General features: G+C 61.3%; 13 protein-coding genes. 8 read left to right on the plus strand and 5 right to left on the minus strand.

Features of this window, described 5'->3' with window-relative positions:
* Positions 1-252: 252 nt before the first annotated feature.
* The 8 genes from ACR9Y2_RS00290 to ACR9Y2_RS00325 all read left to right on the plus strand — a co-directional run bounded on the left by ACR9Y2_RS00290 (position 253) and on the right by ACR9Y2_RS00325 (position 15,690).
* A complete protein-coding gene (locus ACR9Y2_RS00290) occupies positions 253-2,424 on the plus strand; it encodes an esterase/lipase family protein (protein WP_435039018.1) in 2,172 nt (723 codons plus the stop codon).
* Positions 2,421-4,154 carry a choice-of-anchor D domain-containing protein gene (locus ACR9Y2_RS00295; RefSeq protein ID WP_435039019.1) on the plus strand — a complete coding sequence of 578 codons (1,734 nt, stop codon included), beginning with the start codon at positions 2,421-2,423 and terminating at the stop codon, positions 4,152-4,154. The genes ACR9Y2_RS00290 and ACR9Y2_RS00295 overlap by 4 nt, the downstream gene beginning before the upstream one ends.
* Positions 4,155-4,235: 81 nt before the next feature.
* Positions 4,236-5,768, plus strand: coding sequence for an acyl-CoA carboxylase subunit beta (locus ACR9Y2_RS00300; RefSeq protein ID WP_435039020.1), 1,533 nt, complete (start codon positions 4,236-4,238; stop codon positions 5,766-5,768).
* A 20-nt stretch (positions 5,769-5,788) separates the two neighbouring features.
* Positions 5,789-7,777, plus strand: a complete 1,989-nt coding sequence (gene accC, locus ACR9Y2_RS00305) for an acetyl-CoA carboxylase biotin carboxylase subunit (RefSeq protein ID WP_435039021.1) — start codon at positions 5,789-5,791, stop codon at positions 7,775-7,777.
* A 124-nt stretch (positions 7,778-7,901) separates the two neighbouring features.
* The gene (locus tag ACR9Y2_RS00310; RefSeq protein ID WP_435039022.1) at positions 7,902-11,306 is read left to right on the plus strand and encodes a carboxypeptidase regulatory-like domain-containing protein; all 3,405 of its coding nucleotides are present in this window, start codon (positions 7,902-7,904) and stop codon (positions 11,304-11,306) included.
* 200 nt (positions 11,307-11,506) lie between these two features.
* Positions 11,507-11,857 carry a PadR family transcriptional regulator gene (locus ACR9Y2_RS00315; protein ID WP_435044806.1) on the plus strand — a complete coding sequence of 117 codons (351 nt, stop codon included), beginning with the start codon at positions 11,507-11,509 and terminating at the stop codon, positions 11,855-11,857.
* Complete coding sequence (locus tag ACR9Y2_RS00320; RefSeq protein WP_435039023.1) at positions 11,857-14,499, plus strand: ADOP family duplicated permease; 2,643 nt, start codon at positions 11,857-11,859, stop codon at positions 14,497-14,499. Before ACR9Y2_RS00315 ends, ACR9Y2_RS00320 begins: the two co-directional genes overlap by 1 nt.
* 186 nt (positions 14,500-14,685) lie before the next feature.
* A complete protein-coding gene (locus ACR9Y2_RS00325) occupies positions 14,686-15,690 on the plus strand; it encodes a YncE family protein (RefSeq protein WP_435039024.1) in 1,005 nt (334 codons plus the stop codon).
* Between the two features lie 3 nt (positions 15,691-15,693).
* On the opposite strand, the gene ACR9Y2_RS00330 is transcribed toward ACR9Y2_RS00325, so the two are convergent.
* The 5 genes from ACR9Y2_RS00330 to ACR9Y2_RS00350 form a co-directional block, all read right to left on the minus strand.
* A complete protein-coding gene (locus tag ACR9Y2_RS00330) occupies positions 15,694-15,942 on the minus strand; it encodes a metal-sensitive transcriptional regulator (protein ID WP_321476819.1) in 249 nt (82 codons plus the stop codon).
* The gene (locus ACR9Y2_RS00335; RefSeq protein WP_435039025.1) at positions 15,939-18,098 is read right to left on the minus strand and encodes a heavy metal translocating P-type ATPase; all 2,160 of its coding nucleotides are present in this window, start codon (positions 18,096-18,098) and stop codon (positions 15,939-15,941) included. The genes ACR9Y2_RS00330 and ACR9Y2_RS00335 overlap by 4 nt, the downstream gene beginning before the upstream one ends.
* Before the next feature lies 1 nt (position 18,099).
* Positions 18,100-18,309 carry a heavy-metal-associated domain-containing protein gene (locus ACR9Y2_RS00340; RefSeq protein WP_435039026.1) on the minus strand — a complete coding sequence of 70 codons (210 nt, stop codon included), beginning with the start codon at positions 18,307-18,309 and terminating at the stop codon, positions 18,100-18,102.
* A gap of 136 nt (positions 18,310-18,445) precedes the next feature.
* The gene (locus ACR9Y2_RS00345) at positions 18,446-21,751 is read right to left on the minus strand and encodes a TonB-dependent receptor (RefSeq protein ID WP_435039027.1); all 3,306 of its coding nucleotides are present in this window, start codon (positions 21,749-21,751) and stop codon (positions 18,446-18,448) included.
* A gap of 285 nt (positions 21,752-22,036) precedes the next feature.
* Positions 22,037-23,518, minus strand: coding sequence for a tetratricopeptide repeat protein (locus ACR9Y2_RS00350; RefSeq protein WP_435039028.1), 1,482 nt, complete (start codon positions 23,516-23,518; stop codon positions 22,037-22,039).
* Between the last annotated feature and the right edge of the window lie 19 nt (positions 23,519-23,537).

The following is a 23,537-nucleotide window of genomic DNA, read 5'->3' on the forward strand; positions in this document are numbered from 1 at the left end:
CCTCCGACCCAGGCAACTCGATCGGCCGCGTGCTCGCGCCGGCCGCACGCCTTTGCGGCCGAAGTATGGTGGCGGGGCCATGCAACCGAGGGTCCGAATCGGGCAATTCGGAGCTACAATATGCGTGCCATGGGACGGCTCGGCCATCGCTCTGAACAAGAGAAATTCTTGCCAGTAAACATACTTTAGGGTCCGCTTGTCCCCTATATTGGAACACACAAGGGAGGAACCACTATGTCGTGGATCCCGATCGTGAGGCGAGTTGGAGCGCTTGTGTGGCTCTGCCTGCCGGCCTGGGCACAGGAGCCGGCAGGACGGCCAGCCCACCTCAAATTTGAGCGGTACATCATTAGTGTTTCCGGCAGCTGTTTCGATGCCGGCGGCAGTCTGAACTGGGGTTCGTTCTCGCGCAGCTACTCCCAGGTGACTACGGCATCCGGAGACTTCTCCGGAACGGCATCTACCTTCGTCGATTGCGGACACACCTCGATTGCATTGGACCGGTTCGTGTTGAATGCGATGCAGACAGAGGCCGAGGCTCGCATTCTGCCAGATAAGACCATCCAGGTGAAGAGTGTCCCACTGGTAACGGCGAGTTTCCGGGTGAAGTTTACCCATCCGGATTACGGCGATGATCGAATGGTCCAGGAGGATGCCACAGTCTTCACATCGCTGAACGGCGGAGGCGGATTCTGCGGCCAGAAGAATATCTCGGCGACTGGCAACATCAACAAACAGCCCCTGGATTACGAATGGACGACTTGCGGGGAGAATAGTCCCCAAGAAGTCTCGTCGACGATCCTGGCCGGGAGCTACCTCACCGCCAGCATGAACGCCATAACCGAGAAGAAGCATGGCGGCAGCGCCTCGTTCAGTGTGAGCGGATATGCGGTCTTCAATGTCACTGAGGACGATGAGCCGCCGCCGGATCCGTTCGATCCAGAGCCGGACACCGATTCGCGATTCAAAGGCGGCAGCCTGACGAAGTGCCTGAGAAGATCGGCTGGGCCGCACGTTGTGACCGTACCAATCGATCGTGTTGCCGGAGAGGTGGCGCCGAGCGGCGCCTTGCTGAGTGTGGCGGACCTGGTGAAGAACGGCGTGATCTCAGGCGAGGCCATTCTGCGGATCCCGGTGTTTTCCCGGGACTACAGCAACGGTGCGGCGCCCATTGAACACAAAATCCTGGTCAACGGCGAGGAGTTCCCGGACGCGGTAGTCGAAGGCGTTCCTGAGCAATGGCAGTTGCACGAGATCCGGATTCCGATCGCGCTGCTGCGCTTTGGAACAAGAGTGAAGGGCGGAAAGCCGCTTGCGGCGGATAACCTGATCGAATTGACGATCGACGCCGGAAGTCCAAAGGAGAGCGAGAACTCGTGCGCGGCGGTGGATTGGGCGCAACTGGAGTTTAAGGCGATGGCGCCAGTGCTATTGGTCCATGGGAACGGACAGGGGGACGACGGGCAAGGGGGAACATTCTGGGATGGCTTTGTGCTGGGGGAGAGCAACCGCCTGCAGATGGCAGGCGCGTTCACCCAGGAACTGAAAGACCAGTTCATCCCCCATAACAGCTCGATCAGCATGACGAGCGGGCCCACGAAGGAGCACGGCGACTACCTGGGCGGTGAGATTCCGAGGCTGGCCAGGGAGTTTGGGGCGCGGCACGTTCATCTCGTGGCGCACAGCAAGGGCGGTTTGGATTCGCGCGATTTCCTGGCGCGCACGGTGCCTGCCAATTTCGGCGTGCTGTCGTTGACCACGTTGAGCACGCCGCATCACGGATCCTCCGGTCCGGACTACCAGATCGACAGCGTGGGATCGAGCATTGTGCACAGCTCGGACAGCACACGTACAGCATTGGGAGGGATGGCGCCGCCCAATGCGGGCACATCCTCATTGCGGGTGTCGGCGGTGGAATCGTTCAATGCGGCGAATATGCCTCTGCTCCCGAAGTCGTTCCAGGTGGATGGCGAGGTGGCTCCGGTGGTGTACCAATCCATCTCGGCGGATGCCAATCTTGACGACAGCAACACGGTCTTCGGCAATCCGACGATCCAAATCGGGGAGACGAGAGGGATTCCGGGCCAGGGAGATCACTGGGATACGACCTGGGCCACAGTAATGGAGCAGATCTACCGGTTGATCGGGAACGTGGCCTCCACGCGCACGGAGGAAGTGGAGATCCCGGTGGGCAAGGATGGGCTGCAGACGGTGCGCGTGAAAGTTGTTCGAGAGGTGAATACATCGCGCTTTGAAGAGAACGACTTCGCCGTACAACGTGCGTCGGCGCGGCTGGACCCGGTGTTCACCGAGATCGGAGCCATCAAGGCGAACCACTCCACCGTGGCGTCGCCGGAGACAGCGAAGGTCGTACTGGACGCGATCAGAAAAGCACAGCCCGTGCAACTGGAGGAGGCACAATGAGCCGGCTGCTTGGCATCCTTATCATCTGCGGCGGTCTGCTGATTGCACAGATGCCGCTTTCGAACCGCGTATCGCAGGCAGTCACGGTGCCACCTGGGGCGACGGCAACCATTCCATTCACGGCCGATCCGTTGCCGGATGGCGGGGATCTCTTTGATGTGGCCTGCCAATACCCTGGTGCGGTGGTCAGCCTGCTATTGCCCAACGGGACGGAGATCAGCCCCGCGAACGCGGAGTCGCAGGGCATTGTCTATTCTGTACTAGGCAGTAGTACCGCCCTGCCAGGAATGTTCGCCGTCAGCGGGACACACACGCTGATCACGCTAGGCGCAGGTTCACTGCCGGGCGCATACGAAGTACGTGTGAACTCGGCCGGCGCCACGGCGGAGTTTGTGGTTGTCGCAACCTACCAATCCAGTTCGGCCGTGCGGGCTGGCGTGGCCGCCGGCGACCAGACAGTACAGGTGGGCCGCAGCGCGGTGTTCACCGGATTGGTGATAGATGGAACGAACCGGCTGATGGATGCCACGGTGGAACTGGCGCTGGTTCCAGAGGACGCGGGGATGACCATCGCCAAACTGCCTCTGATCGCGGACATCTTCGCGGATCAGGGAGCGGTTGGGATGTACGGCGCGGAATGGCTGCCTGACGCAATAGGACGATACACGGCAGTGCTCACGGCCAGCGGTGTCTCTCCGGCAGGTGTCCCTTATCTCCGGCAGGCTACGTCTTCGGTGCGGGTGATCCCGGCATTGGCGCAGCTGACGTCAATCTCGGATGCCGCCGTGGATGATACAGGCGACGGCATCCTGGAGCATTTGGACGTCAATGTGGGCCTGGATGTGACAACCGCGGGCCGGTACCGTGTGGCCGCCTCGCTGGTATCCACCTCGGGCAAGACGGTAACTTCGCAGAGGTCGCTGACCCTGAAGAGCGGCAGCCAGGTGGTAGCCTTGCCATTCCAGCCATCAACATTGGCTCTGCTTGGTGAAGACGGCCCATACTCGAGGAGCAATATTGCGGTCGTGTATGAGGACGATACCGAACCGCCCCTGGCTGATCGCAGGCTCAAGGGCGGAGATTCCGGCGGGTACGCATTGGCCATGTTCGCACCGGCAGGGAGCGATGCTTTCGTGCTGCCGGCGACCCGGCTGAGCTTCGGACCGGTTGCCGTGAATACCAGCAAGGATCTCGCCCTCCGCATTGCGAATCGGACGCCGGCTCCCATTACGCAGGGTCGCGCCAAGCCGAGTGATAGCGCCTTCTCCGTGGCCTCTCCGGCCGTACCCTTCACGGTACCGGCAGGTGGGGAACTGGAGCTGACAGTTCGGTTCAGTCCAACGTCTACTTCGGGCAGGAGCGGCGCGTTGGTGCTGGGCGGAAAGACTGTCTATCTGGATGGAGTGGGGGCCGCGGCGGCTCCCTCCATGAGGCTGGCGCCCACGTCGCTCGACTTCGGGACAGTGCCCTTGAATCAGGGTAAGGACCTTACATTCGTGATCCGCAATCTCGGTGGAAAAGTCCTGACAGTGAGTTCAGTAACATCGAACGCCACGCAGTTCACCTTACCGGCCCTGACGGCGCCCTTCACCGTCGAACCCGGCGCGCTGCGGAGCGTGACAGTGCGATTCTCGCCCACGGCCGCGGGGTCTCGCAGTGGGACGACCACCGTGAAAGGGGATGACCCCTCGACCGCGTCCGCCACCGTATCCCTCTCCGGCAAGAGCTGAGGACCACTTCGGAGCGCCCAGGGAATCTCCCGGTGAAAAGACGTGTGTGTGCCGCGTCTGTTTTTGGGGGAGAATTCCTGAATGGAAGATATCATTCGCCAGCTGGACCTGAAGCGGGCGGCGGCTCGACTGGGCGGCGGCGAGGCTCGGATTGCTGCGCAGCACGCAAAGGGCAAACTCACGGCCCGGGAGCGGATCGAACTGCTGCTGGATCCCGATTCCTTTGAGGAGTGGGATATGTTCGTGGAGCACCGCTGCACGGACTTCGGCATGGCCGAGCAGCGTGTGCCAGGCGATGGAGTGGTTACGGGCTACGGCACGGTCAACGGGCGCGTGGTATTCGTATTCAGCCAGGACTTTACGGTGTTTGGCGGATCGCTCTCGGAATCTCACGCGGAGAAGATCTGCAAGATCATGGACCACGCCATGAAGGCAGGGGCTCCAGTGATCGGCCTGAACGATTCCGGCGGGGCGCGCATCCAGGAAGGTGTGGCGGCGCTGGGCGGCTATGCGGATGTCTTTCAGAAAAATGTTTTGGCGTCAGGGGTGATCCCACAGATCTCGCTCATTATGGGACCTTGCGCGGGCGGTGCCGTGTATTCACCGGCGATCACGGACTTCCTGTTCATGGTGAAGGACAGCTCCTACATGTTCGTCACCGGCCCGGATGTGGTCAAGACGGTGACGCACGAAGAGGTGACGGCCGAGGAATTGGGCGGGGCGGTAACCCACACGTCCAAGTCTGGCGTGGCGGACCTGGCGTTCGAAAACGATGTCGAAGCCCTGATGATGGTGCGGAGGCTGATTGGGTTCATTCCGTCCAGCAACCGGGAGAAGCCCCCAACAGTCCCTCCCTTTGATCCGACAGATCGAGTGGACTACTCGCTGGATACGCTGGTGCCGGATAACCCAAACCAGCCGTACGACATGAAGGAACTGATTGAGAAGACCGTGGACGATGGGGACTTCTTCGAGCTGCAGCCGGATCACGCGAAGAACATCGTCATCTGCTTCGCGCGGATGGACGGGCAAACCGTGGGCATTGTCGCGAACCAGCCAATGGTGCTGGCGGGTTGCCTGGATATCAAGTCTTCGATCAAGGCGGCACGATTCATTCGCTTCTGCGATGCGTTCCAGATTCCGGTGATCACCTTTGTGGATGTGCCGGGATTCCTGCCGGGCACGGCGCAGGAGTTCGGCGGCATCATCAAGCACGGTGCGAAACTGCTCTATGCCTATGCGGAGTGCACTGTGCCCAAGGTGACGGTCATCACCAGGAAGGCCTATGGCGGCGCGTACGATGTGATGGCGTCGAAGCACCTGCGCGGCGACGTGAACTTCGCCTGGCCTTCAGCGGAGATCGCCGTGATGGGCCCCAAGGGAGCGGTTGAGATTATCTTCCGCAAGGACATCGGCGATACGGAAAAGATCGCGCGACGGACAGAGGAGTATCGCGAGAAGTTCGCAAACCCGTTCATCGCCGGCCGGCGCGGCTTCATCGACGACGTGATCATGCCGCATGAGACCAGGCGGCGCATCTGCCGCTCCCTGGCCATGTTGAAAGACAAGAAGCTGGAGAACCCGTGGCGGAAGCACGGCAACATTCCGCTGTAGTGAAAAGGACAACACCAGCCATGTTTCAAAAGATCCTGATTGCGAACCGCGGTGAGATTGCGTGCCGTGTGATGCGAACGGCGAAACGGATGGGCATCCGGACGGTGGCCGTGTACTCTGAGGCGGACCGGCGCGCCCTGCATGTCCGGATGGCCGACGAAGCCGTACTGATCGGGCCGGCGCCCTCCAAGCAGTCGTACTTGTGCATGGACCGGATCATTGCCGCCTGCAAGCAGACCGGCGCCGAGGCGGTGCACCCGGGTTATGGATTCCTATCTGAGAACGCGGAGTTCGCGCGCCGGCTGGAAGAAGAGGGCATCGTCTTCATCGGTCCGAAAGCGCCCTCGATCGAGGCGATGGGCGACAAGATTGCATCCAAGAAGCTGGCAATGAAGGCCGGCGTGAATACGATCCCAGGCTATGGGGGCGAGATCACGGATGAGAACGAGGCCGCGGAGATTGCGGAGCGGATCGGTTTTCCGGTGATGATCAAGGCCTCGGCCGGCGGCGGCGGCAAGGGACTGCGGGTGGCGTGGAACGCGAACGAGGCGCGAGATGGCTTCGTTTCGTGTACGACGGAAGCGCGCAATGCCTTTGGGGACGGCCGTGTGTTTCTCGAGAAGTTCATCGAAGATCCAAGGCATATCGAGATTCAGGTACTGGGCGACTCCAAGGGGCAACTCGTGTATCTGTGGGAGCGCGAGTGCTCCATTCAGAGAAGGCACCAGAAGCTGGTTGAGGAGGCTCCTTCGCCGTTCCTGGATGCGGCCACGCGGCAGGCTATGGGGGAGCAGGCCGTGGCACTGGCCAAGGCGGTGAACTACCAGAGTGCCGGGACGGTGGAGTTTGTCGTGGGGCGGGACAGGCAGTTCTATTTCCTGGAGATGAACACCCGCCTGCAGGTGGAGCACCCGGTGACGGAGAAACTAACTGGACTCGACCTGGTGGAATGGATGATCCGAATCGCCGCCGGGGAATCGTTGAGTTTTGGACAGGGCGAGATTCGGATGGATGGCTGGGCCATCGAGTGCCGGATCAACGCGGAGGATCCGTTCCGGAACTTCCTGCCATCGGCTGGACGGCTCGTCAAATACAGGCCCCCGGCGGATTCGGAAGGTGGTGTACGAGTGGACACCGGTGTCTATGAGGGTGGTGAGATACCGGTTCACTACGACTCGATGATCGCCAAACTCATCGTGCATGGCGCCACAAGGGACGAGGCCGTAGCGAAAATGCGGAATGCCCTCAACGCGTTCTATTTGCGGGGGGTCTCGACAAACATCGCGTTCCAGGCTGCCTTGATGCAGCATCCGCGGTTTCTCTCGGGCGAGTTCCACACGGGGTTTCTCGCCGAAGAGTATCCGCATGGCTTTCATCCGGCGGACGCCCGCCCGGAGGATCCCGCCTTCCTGGCGGTGATTGCGGCCGTGGCACGGCGACGCTACATTGACCGGGCGGTGCAGATCAGCGCTCAAACTCGTGGACTGCAGCGCCGGGTGGGTACGGACTGGGTGGTGCTCATCCAGAAGGAAAGCTATGCAATCCACCTGAAGCCAGTGGATGGTGGGTATGAAGGACGGCATCGGGACAAAACGTATGTCGTGCTCTCGGACTGGAGCTTCGGGAGTCCTCTCTTTCAGGGTGTCTGCAATGGCGTGGAGGTGTGCCTGCAACTGGAGCGGATCGGGCTCCGTTTTCACATTGCCTACAACGGGGCGGCAGTGGATGCGATCGTGATGACCGCGCGAGCGGCGCAACTGCTGTCGCTGATGCAGGCAAAACCCAAGCCCGACCTGTCGAAGTTTCTGATCTCGCCGATGCCGGGGCTGCTGACGCACCTGGCCGTGGAGGTGGGCCAGGAGGTGAAGGCAGGCGAGCGGCTCGCGGTGATCGAGGCGATGAAGATGGAGAACGTGATCAAGGCTGAACACGATGTAGTGGTAGATGAGATTCTGGCCCGCAACGGTGAAAGCGTGGCCGTGGACCAGCCCATCCTGAAGTTCCGCTGAGATTTTGCCTGGCGGCACCCACTCCATTGACACCGGCGTTGACTCCTGTTAGTTTCCGTGTCGGTTGAGTGGACCCGGCTCCACAATCCGGGGTTCGTACGGAGGCTCATCGCCCATGAGAATAATGAGCGCGCGTTTTCTCTTCTATTGGACACTGGCAGGCCTTGTTTTGCAGCCATCCACAGCGTCCGCACAAGTCACAGCGGGAACAGTCCTCGGCTCAGTCCGGGATGGGTCTGGTGCGGCCGTACCAGGAGCGACTGTCGTCGTGAAAGAGGTATCCAAGGGCACCAGCGTCGAGTACCAGACGAACGAAGATGGGGCCTACACCGCTCCATTCCTTTCTCCTGGCACCTACACCGTGAATGTACAAAAGGCGGGTTTCAAGCCCCAGGCCACACCGCCTTTCGAATTGCAGGTGGATCAGCGAGCCCGCATGGACTTTACCCTGAACGTGGGCGACGTCACGGCCACCGTTGAGGTGACGGCGGCGGCGCCGTTGGTGAAGTCAGATAGCGCCGAACTGGGCCAGGTGATCACGGAACGACCCATTAGGGAACTACCCTTGAATGGTCGCAATTTCGCGCAACTGGTGTATCTCGCCCCGAATGTAACGCCAGGACAGCAGGGAGAGAATCTCTCTGGCGCCAGTTCATTCAATCCGCGCGGAGCTTCGAATTTCAATGCCCTGGGTAGCCAGGCAAACATGAACGCCTGGTTGATCGATGGCATCGACAACAACGAGTACACGTTCAATACCGTAATCCTGCAGCCTTCTATTGAGTCCGTTCGGGAGTTTAAGGTCCTAACGGGTAGCTTCTCTGCGGAATTTGGCCGCGGCGCAGGTGTTGTATCGGTGTCGTCGAAGTCGGGCACCAATGAACTGCACGGCAACGCGTTCGAGTTCCTCAGAAACGACGTGTTGGACGCACGCAACTACTTCAACCCGAAATCGCAACTCAAGCCGCCGTACCGGCGCAATCAGTATGGCGTGGCCGCCGGCGGCCCCATCGTTCTGCCAAAAATCTATGACGGGAAGAATCGCAGCTTCTTCTACATGGACTACTTCGGAATGAAGGAGCGCAAGGGTCTTACCTTTGTGAACACCGTACCCACGGCGGCCAACCGCACGGGCGACTTCAGCGGCTTCACCGATACCAGCGGCAATCTCATCCGGATCTACGATCCGCTGACGACCCGCCTCAATCCTGCCTACGACTCAACGAAGCCCGTGAGCGCCACGAATTCGCAGTTTCTGCGCGATGCGTTCGCGGGGAACATCATTCCCTCGGCGCGAATCAATACAGTCAGCGCAAACGTGGCGAGCATATTCCCGCTCCCCAATGGCTCGGGCAACTTCAACAATTACACGTCCAGTGTGCCAAGATCGGTCAACGACGACGGCTTCAACGTTCGCGTCGACCATCAGATTACCGACAAAGACAATTTCTTCGCGCGGTACAGCTATGAGACATACCGCCTCAGCGCGCCACAAGGCCAGGCAAATTGCTGCCTCCCGACGCCCGCGGCCGCAGCCAGCAAATTTGAGCTCGGACCCTATGTGGCGGGCCTGCAGGTGACGGATCTCACCACGCAGGGTATGGCAATCAACGAGACGCACGTCTTCCGGCCTAACATCGTGAATGAGTTCAGGGGCGGGTTCGCGAAGACCAACCCGTTTACACGCCAGTCGGACTTCGGACGCAATGCGGCAACGTCGCTAGGCATCACGGGCGTGAATGTCAGTTCGTACAGCTCAGGTATCCCCAACATCAACATCACCGACTTCACAGGCCTCAGCGGCGGACCGTCCTTCCTGCCGGCCAATCCGCGGGAGACTCACTGGCAGGCCGAGGATGGCGTTTCGTGGACGCTCGGCCATCATCAGACGAAGTTCGGTTACCGCTATGTCCGGCGCATGACCTCCACTTATACGGGACCTCCCGGCGGCGGCCCGCGCGGCGACATGACTTTCGGTAAGAACTTTACAAACGATCCAGTTACCAATACGCAGGGTACGGGTCTGGCGACAATGCTGATTGGCTACATCAGCGGCGGCTCAGGCCGAAGCGTGCTATTGGAGCCGTATTATGCAACGGCCCAGGATCACAGCCTCTACTTCCAGGACGACTGGCGCATCAACTCTCGACTGACCGTCAACATGGGGCTCCGCTATGACGTATTTGTGCCGGATGTCGAGATCAGGAACCGGCTGGTGAACTTCGACTTCACCAATTTGAAACTGGCGTATGCAGGTGAAGATGGCATCTCTAAAGCCGTCGGCAAGGTAACACGCAAAGGCAACATCGGCCCGCGCGTCGGCGTGGCCTACAACCTGGGCGGAGGCAAAACGGTGATACGGGCGGGCTTTGGCCGCACTTACTTCCCCGTGAATCCGTCCGGCTCAAACATGCTGGGCGAGCAGGTGCCCTATACCATCTCGCAGGCGCCCTTCGGCAACATCGCCACCAATCCCGTGGATTACACAGTGATCCCGACAATCGCGAAGCCCTTCCCGGCAATCGCGGTAGTCAAGCCCAAGACCACGGCGGAACTGAATGCCGCGAATCCTGTGGTGCTCGGCCATGGCTTCGCCAATCAGACGCCTTCGATGAACACCTTCACCTTCAACATTGAGCGGCAGTTGACCAGCACGATGATGGCCGAGGTCGCCTATGCGGGCAGCGTCGGCTCACACATCACGTTCGGGTACAACGCCAACGAGATTCAGCCCGGCACGGGATCAAATGCGTCACGGCGGCTTCTGCAACCACTATCAAATGTGGCCACCATCAGCATGTTCGATCCTCGGAACTCGTCATCGTACAACGGACTTTCCGGCAAACTGGAGAAACATTTTTCCAGCGGGCTCCAGTTCCTGGCGGCTTACACGTTTGCCAAGAGCCTGGACTTCGGCGGGTCGGCTGCCAGTGGGGGAGGCTCGGTCGGCGGGCCGCAGACCATCACCAATATCAAAGCCGGTCACGGTCCTTCCGGCTTTGACGTCAAACACCGCCTCGTGGCGAACTACCTCTACGAGATGCCCTTCGGCAAAGGCAAGAAGTGGATCTCGAGCGGACCGCTGACGTGGCTGGTGGGCGGTTGGAACCTGGCCGGAATTACCACCATTTCGACGGGCCGGCCATTCTCTCTATCGCTGTCCAGCGGCGTGAACAATGGAGCACCCAGCTGGCCGAACCGCATCGGCAACGGCAAGCTCGACAACCCTGATCGTGCCAAGTGGTTCGACGCCACCGCCTTCGCCGCCCCATCGCCGAACACCTATGGCAATGCGGGCCGCGGCGCCTTGTATGCGCCCGGTCTCATCAACTGGGACATGTCGTTTATCAAACGCACCATGTTCAAGGAACGCTACGGCGTGACCTTCCAACTGGATGCGTTCAACCTCACCAATACGCCCGCCTTCGGTTTCCCGAACGCGAGCATCGGTTCGCCCACCGTGGCCCAGATCACGTCGACGAACTCCGACAACCGTGACCTGCAGTTTGGATTGAAGTTCCAGTTCTGACGTTCGACAGCCCGGCTCCGGGCACTGGACCGGAGCCGGGCGCCCTCGCTGCAGCCCGCCTGCGCCACATCTGTAAATTCTTGCCCGCCAGTCTGGATTCCCTGTTCACCTAGAGCGTCGAGTGGAGTATCCTCTCACATAGAACTTCTAGGTGAAGGAGAGCGCCATTGGGCCAAGGCAGGAAATCGGACAACCGGGAGATGGTGCAAGGGACGCTGGATATGCTGATCCTGCGCACGCTCATTGGTGGCCGCGCGCACGGGCACAGCATCGCCCAGATGATCGAGCAGTCGTCCGACGACGTACTGCAGGTGGAGCAGGGTTCCTTATACCCTGCCCTGCATCGCCTCGAAGATCGCGGCTGGGTCGCTTCATCCTGGGGCACGAGTGAGAACAATCGAACGGCTCGCTTTTACGAACTAACGAAGGCGGGGCGCGAGCAACTCTCGAAGGAAGCTGACCGCTGGCGCGCCATGGCCGATGCCATCGGCCGCGTTTTGGGGGATTTCGGCCAGCGGAACCGCAGGAAGCCGAAGGAGAGCGAAGGCTGATGTCACTCCGCAGGTTCATGCGTCGCGAGCGATGGGACGAGGAGCGGGCGCGGGAGCTTGCCGCTCACATCGACCATCTCACAGCCCTCAATGCCGCCAAGGGCATGAACCTCGACGAAGCAAGGCGGCAGGCGTACCTGCGGCTGGGCAATCCGACACGGATCCGGGAAGACCTTTACCAGATGAACACACTGACATTGATCGACTCCCTTTGGCGGGACCTCCGCTACGCGGTGCGCACCCTGGCGCGGACGCCGTTCTTCGCGGCGATCGCGATCCTGGTGATGGCCCTCGGCATCGGTGCCAACTCCTCTCTGTTCACGGTAGTCCGGTCTGTCCTCCTGAAGCCACTGCCCTTCCCTGATTCCGGGCGGCTCGTGTCGCTCTATGGCCGCAGTATCAAGGGAGAAACGATCTACAACGTCGTGGCATCCGGCGACTTCCGGTCGTGGCAGAAACAGACGCACGGCTTTGAGAGCATGGCGATCTGGAAAAACCAGCGCTTCAATCTCTCGAGCCAGGGGAACCAGATGCCGGAGGTGGTGGATGCCATCGCGAGTTCCTGGGAAATGCTGGGGACCCTGGGTGTGCAACCCGCGTTGGGGCGAAACTTCACGGCAGATGACGACCGGATGCAGGCGGCGCCGGCGGCCCTGCTCACCTGGAGCCTTTACGAGCGCCGCTTCGGCGCGGATCCGTCCATCCTCGGGCAGACCGTGCTGTTGGACGCGAAGCGGTACACGGTCATCGGTGTCCTGCCGAAGTGGCTTGCTTATCCGGACGCTCGCACACAGCTCTGGGTGCCCTACTACCACGTGGTCTCAGCGGAAGACGCGGAAAGCCACGGCAACCATATGTCCTCGGTAGTCGCGCGGCTGAAGCAGGGCGTTGCTCCGCAGGCAGCCATCCAGGAACTGAACGCACTGCAGGAACGAATCCACCAGCAGTACCTGACGATACCCGTGTCCAATGGCGCGGACATGCGTCCCCTGCTGGACGATCTCTCAGCGGACTTCAAGCAACCTCTCTATGTGCTGCTGGCGGCGGTGGGCTGTGTCCTCCTGATTGCTTGTCTGAACGTCGCCAGCCTGCTGGTGGCCCGAACAGCTTCACGACGACGGGAGGTGGCGATTCGGGCAGCGATGGGCGGCACGCGCTGGCGCCTGTTGCGGGAACACATGATGGAGAGCCTGGTGATCTGCGGAGCGGGCGGCGCCTTGGGACTCGTGCTCGGCAGTTGGGCGACAGCATGGCTTCAATCTGAAAGGAAGGACCTCCCGCGGATCAACGCCATTACTGTTGACGTTCCCGTGATCCTCTTTGTCCTGGGCATTACGGCCTTGACTGCCGTGATCGCAGGCCTGCTGCCGGCCCTTTCGGCCACCAGCGAGAAAGTGATGGATGCGCTGAAGGACGCTTCGCGATCAATGGGCGCCAGCCGTTCGCGAACCACGTTGCGCAAGTCGCTGCTCGCAATGGAGGTTGCGTTGACGGTGATACTACTGGTAGGCGCGGGCTTATTACTGAAGGGCTTTCTGCGGTTGCGTGGCGCCGAACTCGGCTGCGAAACGGACAACGTCCTGACGATGCGTTATGCCCTGCCAAAATCCGGCTATGCGGACCAGGACAGGTTGACGGCCTTTCATTCTTCCCTGGTGGAACGGGTACGGCAAGTGCCGGGCGTCGAGTCGGCCTCACTGGTTTCCGTTGTGCCGGGCGGTGGGTATTGGGGCGACAACATGTTCGAGATCCCCGAGCATCCTCCCTTGGCGCAAGGCGATCACGTCTTCGCACTCTTCCGCTCCATCGAGCCAACGTATTTTCAGACGATGCGGATTCCCTTGAAGAAGGGCCGTTTCTTCCGCGATGACGAACGTACCAGCCACACGCGGGTGGTGATCATCAGCGAGCAGATGGCCAGTCAACACTTCCCCGGGGAGAACCCACTGGGCAAGCACCTGCGCTTCCAGGAGGACTCAGAGCCTGGCGGCCACAAGGATTACGAGATCGTCGGCGTGGTGGGCAATACGCGGCACCGTCTCGGCGCCGATCCCAAATCCATGATGTTCTTCCCTGTCTACGCCGATACGCAGGGCGACAACCGGTCCCTTACCCTGGTGATCCGTGCCCGACATAACGTGGAAAGCCTGGCGTTGCCCGTGCAGAAAATCGTCACCCAGATCGACCCAAACCTGCCGGTGTCCGACGTACTGACCATGAAACAGATCATTGGTCAGTCGACGACGAGCGCCAGTTTCAACGCCATCCTGGTCCTGGCCTTCGCCGTGCTGTCGCTGCTCTTGGCAAGCGTCGGGCTATACGGCGTGCTGTCATACCTGGTGGCGCAGCGCAGTGGGGAAATTGGGATTCGGGTAGCCCTGGGCGCAGGCAGGCAGCAGGTGCTCGGCCTGGTGCTGCTGGATGGCTTGCGGCCCGCGGCCATGGGCCTGGCCATCGGGCTGGTAGGAAGCCTGGCCGGTGCACGACTTCTCCAATCGATGCTGTACGGCGTGAGCCCGTTTGATTCGGCCGTCTTCTCGGGAGTCGTACTGCTGCTCGCCGTAGTTTCCTTCGTGGCCAGTGCGGCTCCCGCCTGGCGAGCCTCGCGCCTGGATCCGCTCAGGGCCCTCCGTATGGAATAGCGCGGTCGCCACACGCGTGGTTTCTTCTTGCGATCGAAGAGGCAAGCCTGAAGCAATTCGACAGCGAGCACGGCGGCGCTGCCGGCAACCTTCCTCTTGATGGGATTGTCCCCGCTTGTCATTCCTGCCAAGGTCACTAAGGTGGCTGGCGTATGGAGCGCCCGCCGATCCAGAAGGGTGGTTCGCATGGGAGCAATGGCGATGCTGGCGTGCCTGGCAATGGCGGGTGGTTTGACCGCGGCCGACTATCGCATATTGGATCGGATTACGATCGGAGGCGAAGGCAGCTGGGACTACCTCACCGTTGACAGGGAGGGTCATCAGCTGTTCGTGTCGCATGGGACGCATGTGGCCGTCATCAACCTGGAAACCGGCAAGCCGGTAGCAGAGTTCCCGAATACGCCCGGAGTCCATGGGATCGCATTGGCCCAATCCCTACAGCGCGGCTTTATCAGTTGCGGCCGGGCGAATCACGTCCTGATCTTCGACCTAAAGACCCTCAAACCGCTGGGTGAAGTGGCCACGGGTGCAAATCCCGATGCGATCATCTTCGATGCGGCCTCGGGCCATGTGTTCACATTCAATGGCGGCTCGAAGAACTCCACGGTGATTGATGCGGCCAGCGGGAAGGTGATCGCGACCATTCCGCTGGGCGGTAAGCCCGAGTTCTCAGCAGTGGATGGACACGGCAGGTTGTGGGTGAATATCGAGGACACAAGCGAGATTGTGGAGTTGGATACAGCCAAGGCAACGGTCACCAGGCGCTATCCTCTCACTGGCTGCGAAGAGCCGTCGGGGCTCGCCCTCGATACTAAGAAGCGTCGGTTGTTCTCTGTGTGTGGCAATGAAGTGATGGTGGTATCCGATATCGCATCGGGTAAGGTAATCGCAAAACTGCCCATCGGGGAAGGGTCCGACGGCGTGGCGTTTGATGCCGTTCGCGGACTTGCCTTCAGCTCAAATGGAGCGGGCACGCTTACTATCGTCGCGGAGGCGGGCGCGGGCTATAAGGTGGCGGCCACGCTGCCCACTGAGCGCGGTGCTCGCACCATCACACTCGATCCCGACAGCCACAAGCTGTACACACCCACGGCCCGGTTCGGCCCCTTGCCGGCGGCAACTGCTCAGCAGCCGCATCCTCGGCCAACAGCCTTGCCGGGCTCGTTCCACTTACTGGTGATTGGCCGGTAGGCATCAGCGCCAGTGGCGCGTGATCAACTGGACCACATCATCAATGGCGTTGGGATCATGCTGCGCGCAATGCTGCAGATGGCTCGTCAACAGCACCTTGGAGACGCCCGAAAGGGCCTGCTCCACAGACGCCACCTGATTGATGATCTCCGCGCACGGCCGGTCTTCCTCCACCATTTTCTGGAGGCCGCGGACCTGGCCTTCGATACGGCGCAGACGCTGGATGGTGGACTTCTTCGTATCGCAATTCATGAGAGTTTTCTCCTGGTCAGGCGCAGGCTATTGGTGAGGACGCTCACAGAACTAAGGCTCATGGCGGCACTGGCCAGCACCGGATTCAACAGGCCCAAAGCAGCCACCGGGATTGAGACCGCATTATAGACCAGCGCCCAGAACAGGTTCTGGCGCATGGTTCGCACGGTGGCCCGGGCCAGCTTCAACGACGACGGGACCATCGACAGCCCTTCGCGCATGAGGGTGACATCGGCAGCCGCAATGGCCACATCGGCGCCCGACGCCATGGCGATGCCGGTCGCTGCGGCCAGGGCGGGTGCGTCGTTGATGCCGTCGCCAACCATGGCAACGTGGCGGCCCTCCGCACTGAGCCGCTGCAGTATTTCCAACTTACCGGCCGGTAGGACTCCTGCAATCACCTCGTCGATACCCAAGGCCGCCGCCACGGCGCGGGCGGCCGGCTCCTGATCGCCCGTCACCATCAGCAGGCGCAGCCCCATCTGCTTCAGCTCGCTCAGAACCGCCTTGGCTTCCGCGCGCGGCTTGTCGGCCAGAGCAAATCGCGCCGCGAACCGCCCATCGACAGCGGCCCATAACGTCGTATGCCCCTGCGACCCTTCCGTATCCTCGATGGGCACCTCGATGCCGCGCTCCGCCAAGAGCGACCGGCGCCCAATCAACACCGGATGACCCTCCACCGTTCCTTCGGCGCCCATGCCAGGCAGTGCCTGGAAGTTGACGACCGCAGCCGCTGACTCGCGGCCGGCGGAATATCGAACCAGCGCCTGCGCCAGCGGATGCTCGCTCGCGTGCTCCAACGCGGCGATCCAGGGCAAAGGGTCGGGCGAAACCGCGGGCTCGTACTTCACGACTTCCGGGTGGCCTTCCGTGAGTGTGCCGGTCTTGTCGAAAACAATAGTATCGACCTTGTCCAGCCGCTCAATCGCCTCGCCGCCCTTGAACAGCAGGCCCATGCCAGCGGCGCGTCCCGTGGCGACCATGATAGCGGCAGGCACAGCCAACCCCATGGCACAGGGGCACGCGATGATGAGCACCGCCACGGCGGCAGCGAACGAACTGGCAGCGGTCTGCCCGGCCGCGAAATACCAGGCAGCCATGGTGCATAGGGCGATCAGGACGACGACCGGAACGAAGACTGCGCTGACGCGGTCAGCCAATCTCTGCATGGGCGCCTTCTCCCCCTGCGCGTCGCGCAGCAGCCGCAGAACCTGTTCCAGTACGGTCTCTGCACCCAGGGCGCCGGCACGGTAACGGAGCAATCCCTGTTTGTTCAAAGTCCCACCGATGACCCTATCGCCTGTGGTCTTTTCCACAGGGATCGGCTCCCCGGTGAGCATCGATTCGTCCACGCTGCTCAGTCCGTCGAGGATCACACCGTCGGCCGCGATGCGTTCCCCAGGCCTGGCAATGAGAATGTCGCCCTGTTCCAGATCCTCCACCGGCAGGTCGAGTTCCTGGCCCAGGCGTTCGACGCGCGCCGTGGCCGGTTGGAGCTTCGCCAGTGCCTGCAGGGCAGCCGCGGTCTTCCGTTTAGCCCGGGCTTCCAGCGTGTTGCCGACCAGCACCAGGGCAAGGATGAAGACCACAGCTTCGTAGTAGACGTCGTGCGGCGAAAACGCGGAATAGAGGAACGCCGAGCCCGTGCCCAGCGCGATCAGCGTGTTCATGTCCGACGTCTTGTGGCGCAGCGCCGCCCAGGCCTTGCGGTAGAAGCGATGCCCCGCCCAGGTCATCACGAACAGGCTGGCGGCCATCTGGACCGCGTTCATCGCCGTGTGCGGCAGACTGTGCAGGAACGGCATGAGAGCCATCATCACGGCTCCGATGCCGAGACTCACACCGGCTCGCAGCCGCAGGCCGCGATACTCAGTCTCCGCCTCCCGATCGCGCTCCAACTGCTCGTCGGCAATCGATCGGCGCGCCACGGGCAAGGCCGCCTCGTAACCGGTATCGTTGACCGCATCCACCAAGGACTGGGGACTCACTGACGCGGGGTCGAACTCCACCGTCGCGTTGTGGAGCATCAGGTTGACGGTGGCATCACGCACGCCCGGCTGCGCCTGTAGTGTCTTCTGAACAAACGACTGGCAGGCAGCGCACGTCATGCCGCGTACCGGGAAGGTGAGCTTGTTCTCCACCGCCGTCGAAGCCATGTCAGTTCCTCCTGGCGCTGAAGCCGATCCGGTTCACTGATTCGACAATCTGCTCCGGATTCGCCTTCGCTTCGTCGTATTCGACCTCGGCGGAGCCGACGGAGACCTGTTTCACATCGACGCCCTCCACCTTTTTCAAAGCGTTGGTGACGCGGTTGACGCAGGAACCGCAGTGCATGCCGTCGATGGCGAGCTTGAGTGACTGGGACATGTTATATATACCCTCTGCCCCTATCATATATACCCCCACCCCCTATGTCAAGCCTGAAGAATCGATGCCCAGACGCACGAATGGCGGTGGAGCCTTGTGGGCCCCACCGCCATTCGATGTTCAATCTCGGATTCGATTAGAAGCCGAGGCGCAGGCCGAAGCGGATCTGGCGTTCGCCAGAGGAGCTCAGGATGCGCATGAAATTGCCGCTGGTCACGCTGCCGCTGGACACGCCACCAAAGTGGGACGTGTTCGGCAGGTTGTAGAACTCAGCGCGGAACGCCGTGGTGATCCGCTCAGTGATCTGGAAGGTCCGGTTGATCATCAAGTCGGTGTTCCACATGCCAGGAGCGCGCAGGATGTTGCGGCCCGAGGTGCCGAAGCGGTAGGCGCCGCCTGTGCGGGCCAGGGTGACGTCGGCGAAGGCGGCCGGATCGTAGTAGTACGAACCTGCGCCGATCGCGCCAATGCGGTTCACGGGACCAACCTGATCGGCGGTCGCCGTGTTGCTGGCGGCATTCAATGCGCCGCTGGAACCGGTGACGGTGAAAGGCGTGCCCGTGTAGTTGGACATGATGCCGTTGACCGACCATCCGCCCAGGATCTGGGCGCCGATGCCGCTGGTCACAAACTGCTTGCCCTTGCCCATCGGCAGTTCGTAGACCCAGCCCATCTGCAGGACGTGCGTGCGGTCATAGCCCGCCGCCGCACGGTTCCGGGAGAACGCCGGACCGTAGTTGAAGCCAACGCTGGCCCAGCCGTCTTCGTCGGTCATGTTGATGGCCTTGGACCAGGTGTAAGCACCCTGGATCATGAGGCCCTTGCTGAGCGACTTGCGAATGCTGGTCTGCAGCGAGTGGTAGTTGGAGCTCAGGTAACCGTCCCACATGTTGGTCGCCAGGTTGCGGCCGAACTTGTCGTAGTACGGGCGGCGCGAAGCGGCGCCGGCCGAAGGACCGGGCGTGCCAGAGTTGATGTCACGATCGGCCAGCAGGTGCACCGAGGAGGTGCCGACATAGGCGATCGTCGTCAGGATGTCCTGGGGCAGCTTGCGCTCGATCGTGAAGTTCCACGACTGGGTGTAGCCGCGGTGGATCTGGCCGAGGTAGGGACTGCGCATATCAGCGTTGCTGGGCAGGGTCAGCACGCCTGACGTCAGGTCGGGCAGCGGAGTGGCCGGGATGCCCTGGTCCAGAACGCCAGCGGTATCATACGTGCCCTTGCTGTTGTTGGCGATGTTGATCGTCAGCGGATAGAAGCCGCGCAGCGGACGCGAGAACGGCAGCGGATCGAAGTTGATGCCGTAGCCGGTGCGGATGACGGTCTTGTCGTCCAGGCGATAGGCGATACCCAGGGTGGGCGAGAAGAGCTTGTGGCTCACAGTCACACCAACGCCAGTGGGGTTGTTGCCGCGCCCACCGAGATACACCAGGTTGGTGTCGGGATCCAGCCGCTCGATGCCCTTGCCGGTGGCGCGGGTCATCAGCGGATACAACTCGTAACGCAGACCGAGGGTCATGGTCAGCTTGCGGCTGATCTGCCAGCGATCCTGCGCATACCAGCTGAACTGGAATTCGCGCGGCGTCATCGTGATGTACTGGAAGCTCTTCTGGATGCTGTTCGACTGGCCGAGCAGGAAAGCCGCATAGCCGTTGAACTGATTCACGGAAGCGCCCGTGATGGACGTGGGGCCGCCAGTGAAATCGAACGAACCGCGGGGACCGGCACCGAGTTCCGGCTGCCAGTGGGTCATGCGGTAGTTTACACCGTTGAACCCAAAGCGGAAGTTGTGCTTGCCCTTCGTCCAGGTCACGTTCGCACTGGCCGTGTAGTTTTCCTCAATGCGGGTCAAGGGCATCCAGCCAGGAACGCCAAAGCCGTTGTAGCCGTTGACGCTGATGTTCGGGAAGCCCTGCTGGCGCGGATCGGGACCGCCGATGCCGGGGATGCCCAGCGTCGTCGAGAAGTCCTTGCCGAAGTCAACACCGCGCACCGTCTGATCCTGGCGCTGGTAACCAATGACGCCGTCAAACAGCAGGTTGGTGGTGATGACACGGTTCGTGCCGATCGACATGTTCTGCACCTTGGTGTCGCCGGTGCCGGGGTCAGCGCCGGGAGCCGGGCCAACGCCATCGCCAAACAGCGCCTTGCCGACCACCAGGGCTTTCATGATGCCGTAGTGACCGAAGATCTGCTGCTTGTCGCTCATGTTGTAGTTGATCTTGATGTCGTTGTAGTCGCGGTTGAAGGCCGGGACTGCCGACGCGAAGTAGTTGCTCTGATAGCCGGTGAGATTGGTGTTCGGGCTCGGATAGTAGCCCTGAATCTTCTGCGCCGCCGAGCTCATCCGGGAGGTCGGGATCTTGTTCCCGGAAAAGGCCGTACGGCCGGTGCCATCAGCGGTGCCCGTCAGGGGGTCGTAAATGGTGGTGCCGGTGGCGCTAAAGTCGCCAGCCTTCATCGCGGCCGTCGGAACCGAATACAGGCCCTGCGCGCCATCACGCTGGCGGGTACCGTCAAAGCTATAGAAGTAGAACAGCTTGTTCTTCTTGATCGGTCCGCCAATGGTGCCGCCGTAGTTGTTGTAAATGCGCAACGGCTTCGTGATCGACGTCGGGCTGGAGGCAGTCGCCTTCGTGAAATAGTTGAAGGCCTTCAGGCGCTGATTGTCGTGGTATTCGAACAAGCTGCCATGGATCTGGTTCGTGCCCGACTTGGTGAGCACGGTGACGGCGGCGCCGCCTGCCATGCCCTGGTCGGAGTCGCCAGCAGCAGTGGTCACGTTAACGGTGTCAACCATTTCCGCGGGCATCACATAGCCGGCGTGGTGCGGCAGCCAGAGGTTCACGCTGGCCGCGCCGTCAATACGGGTGACGTTGTTGTTCTTGTTCGTGCCGTTGATATTGGTGGCCAGTGAACGGCCGGGCGAATCGGTGATCGAATTCTGGAAGCCGGCGGGCGTCGCGCCCGGGACCAGGTTGATCAGGCTCTGATAGTTGCGGAAACCGGGCAGCGGGAGATTGGCCACCTGCTTCGCGTTCAACTCAGTATGCGTATCGGCCTTGTCGGTCTGCAGCGCAGTGGCCGATGCTTCAACAGTGATCTGTTCGGCGATTGCGCCAACTTCCATGCGGAAGTCGGAACGGCTGACGGATGCGGCCGAAACGCGAATGTCAGTCCGGTTCTGGGTCCGGAAACCATTTGCGGTAACTTTCAAATCGTAGTCGCCGGGCAGGACGTTGGCGACCAGAAAACGGCCACCCTCATCTGCCTTGGCTTCGTAGATCTGTCCGGTACCTTTGTTTGTCAGGGTGATTGAGGCTTGAACGATCGCGGCGCCCGAAGGATCCTCGACCTGACCGACAACCGACCCATAAAGGGATTGAGCCCATGACGGCATGGACCAGCTGACGATCATGGCGATTACCAGGAGCGTCAACATAAATTTCGAAGAGTTTTTCATTCGTTACCCCCTGCTTGCCTGAACTAACTCGCCCAAGCCGGTCCCGGCAGGTATGCGCTCGGGTAAAAGCCGCTACTGCCATGGCCAGCAAATCTTTATCTATACGTAATTGGGCCGATAGTCCAAGACCCCACTTGGTTGAAACGGAGTAGGTTTAATCTAAAGCCATTAGGGGGCTCATGTCAAGAGGCCGGGGCATGCCCCCTGGAATCAGGCTTCCGGCGCAACCGCTTGCAAACAGGAAGGAAAATCGCTAATTCGCCCTCAAGGCTGCGGTGGCGCTATCTCAATCTCCCCTGTCGCAGTAGACTTTCGAATCGCCTGGTAGGCTTTCATCACTTCCGCCGCCTCCGACGCCTGCCCGGCGTCCTGGTAGGCTCGGCTCAAAAGAAAATGCAGGCTGCCATCCGTGTCTACCGGCAATGCGGAGCTGAGGTGCGAAATAGCGTCCTTCCCTCTCCCTAACTGCAACAAAATACGCCCCAGGACCGCATGTGCGGCGGCGTAGTCGGGTTTTAGCTCGACAGCCTTTTCCAGCGCCGGCAGCGCCTGTTCCAGGTGCTGCTGGTTCACCAGTGAGTCGCCCAGGATGAAGTGCAGTTCCGGCCACTCAGGGTGGCGGGCGAGCATTTCGCGAGCCTCGTGCTCCGCCGCCGGGTAATCGCGATTCACGTAAAGCGACGAGGTTACTTCCATCTCCAACCTTGGATCGCCAGGAGCCATAGCCAGTGCGGCCCGCCACTCGTTCAGCGAATCGGCGTTGCGCCCCTGGTTCCGGTAAAGTTCGGCCAGAACCTGGTGCGACTCGATGGACGGCGGCAGCTTCTCCAACTCCGCCAACGACATCCGGGCGAGTTCATTCGCCGCTTTCGACTGCCAGTACAGCGACTCGAGTGTCTTCCCCGCGGAAGCTAACGCGAGAGCCTGCTGGAAGCGCCCCTTGGCGAACTCACAGGCGCTCGAAGGCGCCGTACACGCTTGAGCAGGCAGGGCTTTCTCCTTCGCCAGCTCCGCCTCTGCCCAGTCGGCATGGTTCGTCCGCCGGTAAACTTCAGCCAGCCCCGCATGGGCGCCCCGGAACTGCGGTTGCTTCTCGATCACCGCCTTGTAGAGCGCATAGGCGGCCGTATTGCGGCCCAGCTTCAGCCGCACCTCAGCCGCCAGCATCAGCCACCAGGGCGAATCCAGCCCTTTCTTTTCAAGATCATCGAAGGCCTTCTGCGAGACGGCCTCGTACGCCTTGCCTAGGGCATACCAGGGCTTCGGATTCTGTGGAGCAGCCGTCGCCAACTTCCTCAGATGCGGGATCGCAGCACCGTACCGGTCAAGCATGATCAGCGCATCCGCCAGCATCGCCCGGCCCTCCAGGTCTTCCGGAGCCTGCGCCATCGCTTTCTCCAGTGGCCCCACCGCCTTTTCCGGATGGCCCAACCGCATCTGGGACGCGCCCAGCAGCATCAGGGCCGGCAGCGCGTTCGGTTGCTGTTTCAGCACCAACTCGAACTGCGGCACCGCCTTTTCGTCGTTGCCCGAGAGGTGCAGCGCCATCGCCAAGTTGAGGCGCAGCCCGGGGTTACCAGGCATCGCTTTCACCAGTTCTTCGTAGTAAGGCACAGCCGCCCCGTAACGTCCGGCGGCCATGTGATCCTTAGCTCGGCGCGAGAGTTCGGCGGGATCGGGCGGCTGGGCGAAGGCCAGGCCAGCCAGTAGGGCGGCCCACAACACGATGGCAGTCCTCGACGTCATCTCATCTACAGTCTGCCTC

The sequence above is a fragment of the Paludibaculum fermentans genome (assembly GCF_051172195.1).
GTDB classification, from domain to species: domain Bacteria; phylum Acidobacteriota; class Terriglobia; order Bryobacterales; family Bryobacteraceae; genus Paludibaculum; species Paludibaculum fermentans_A.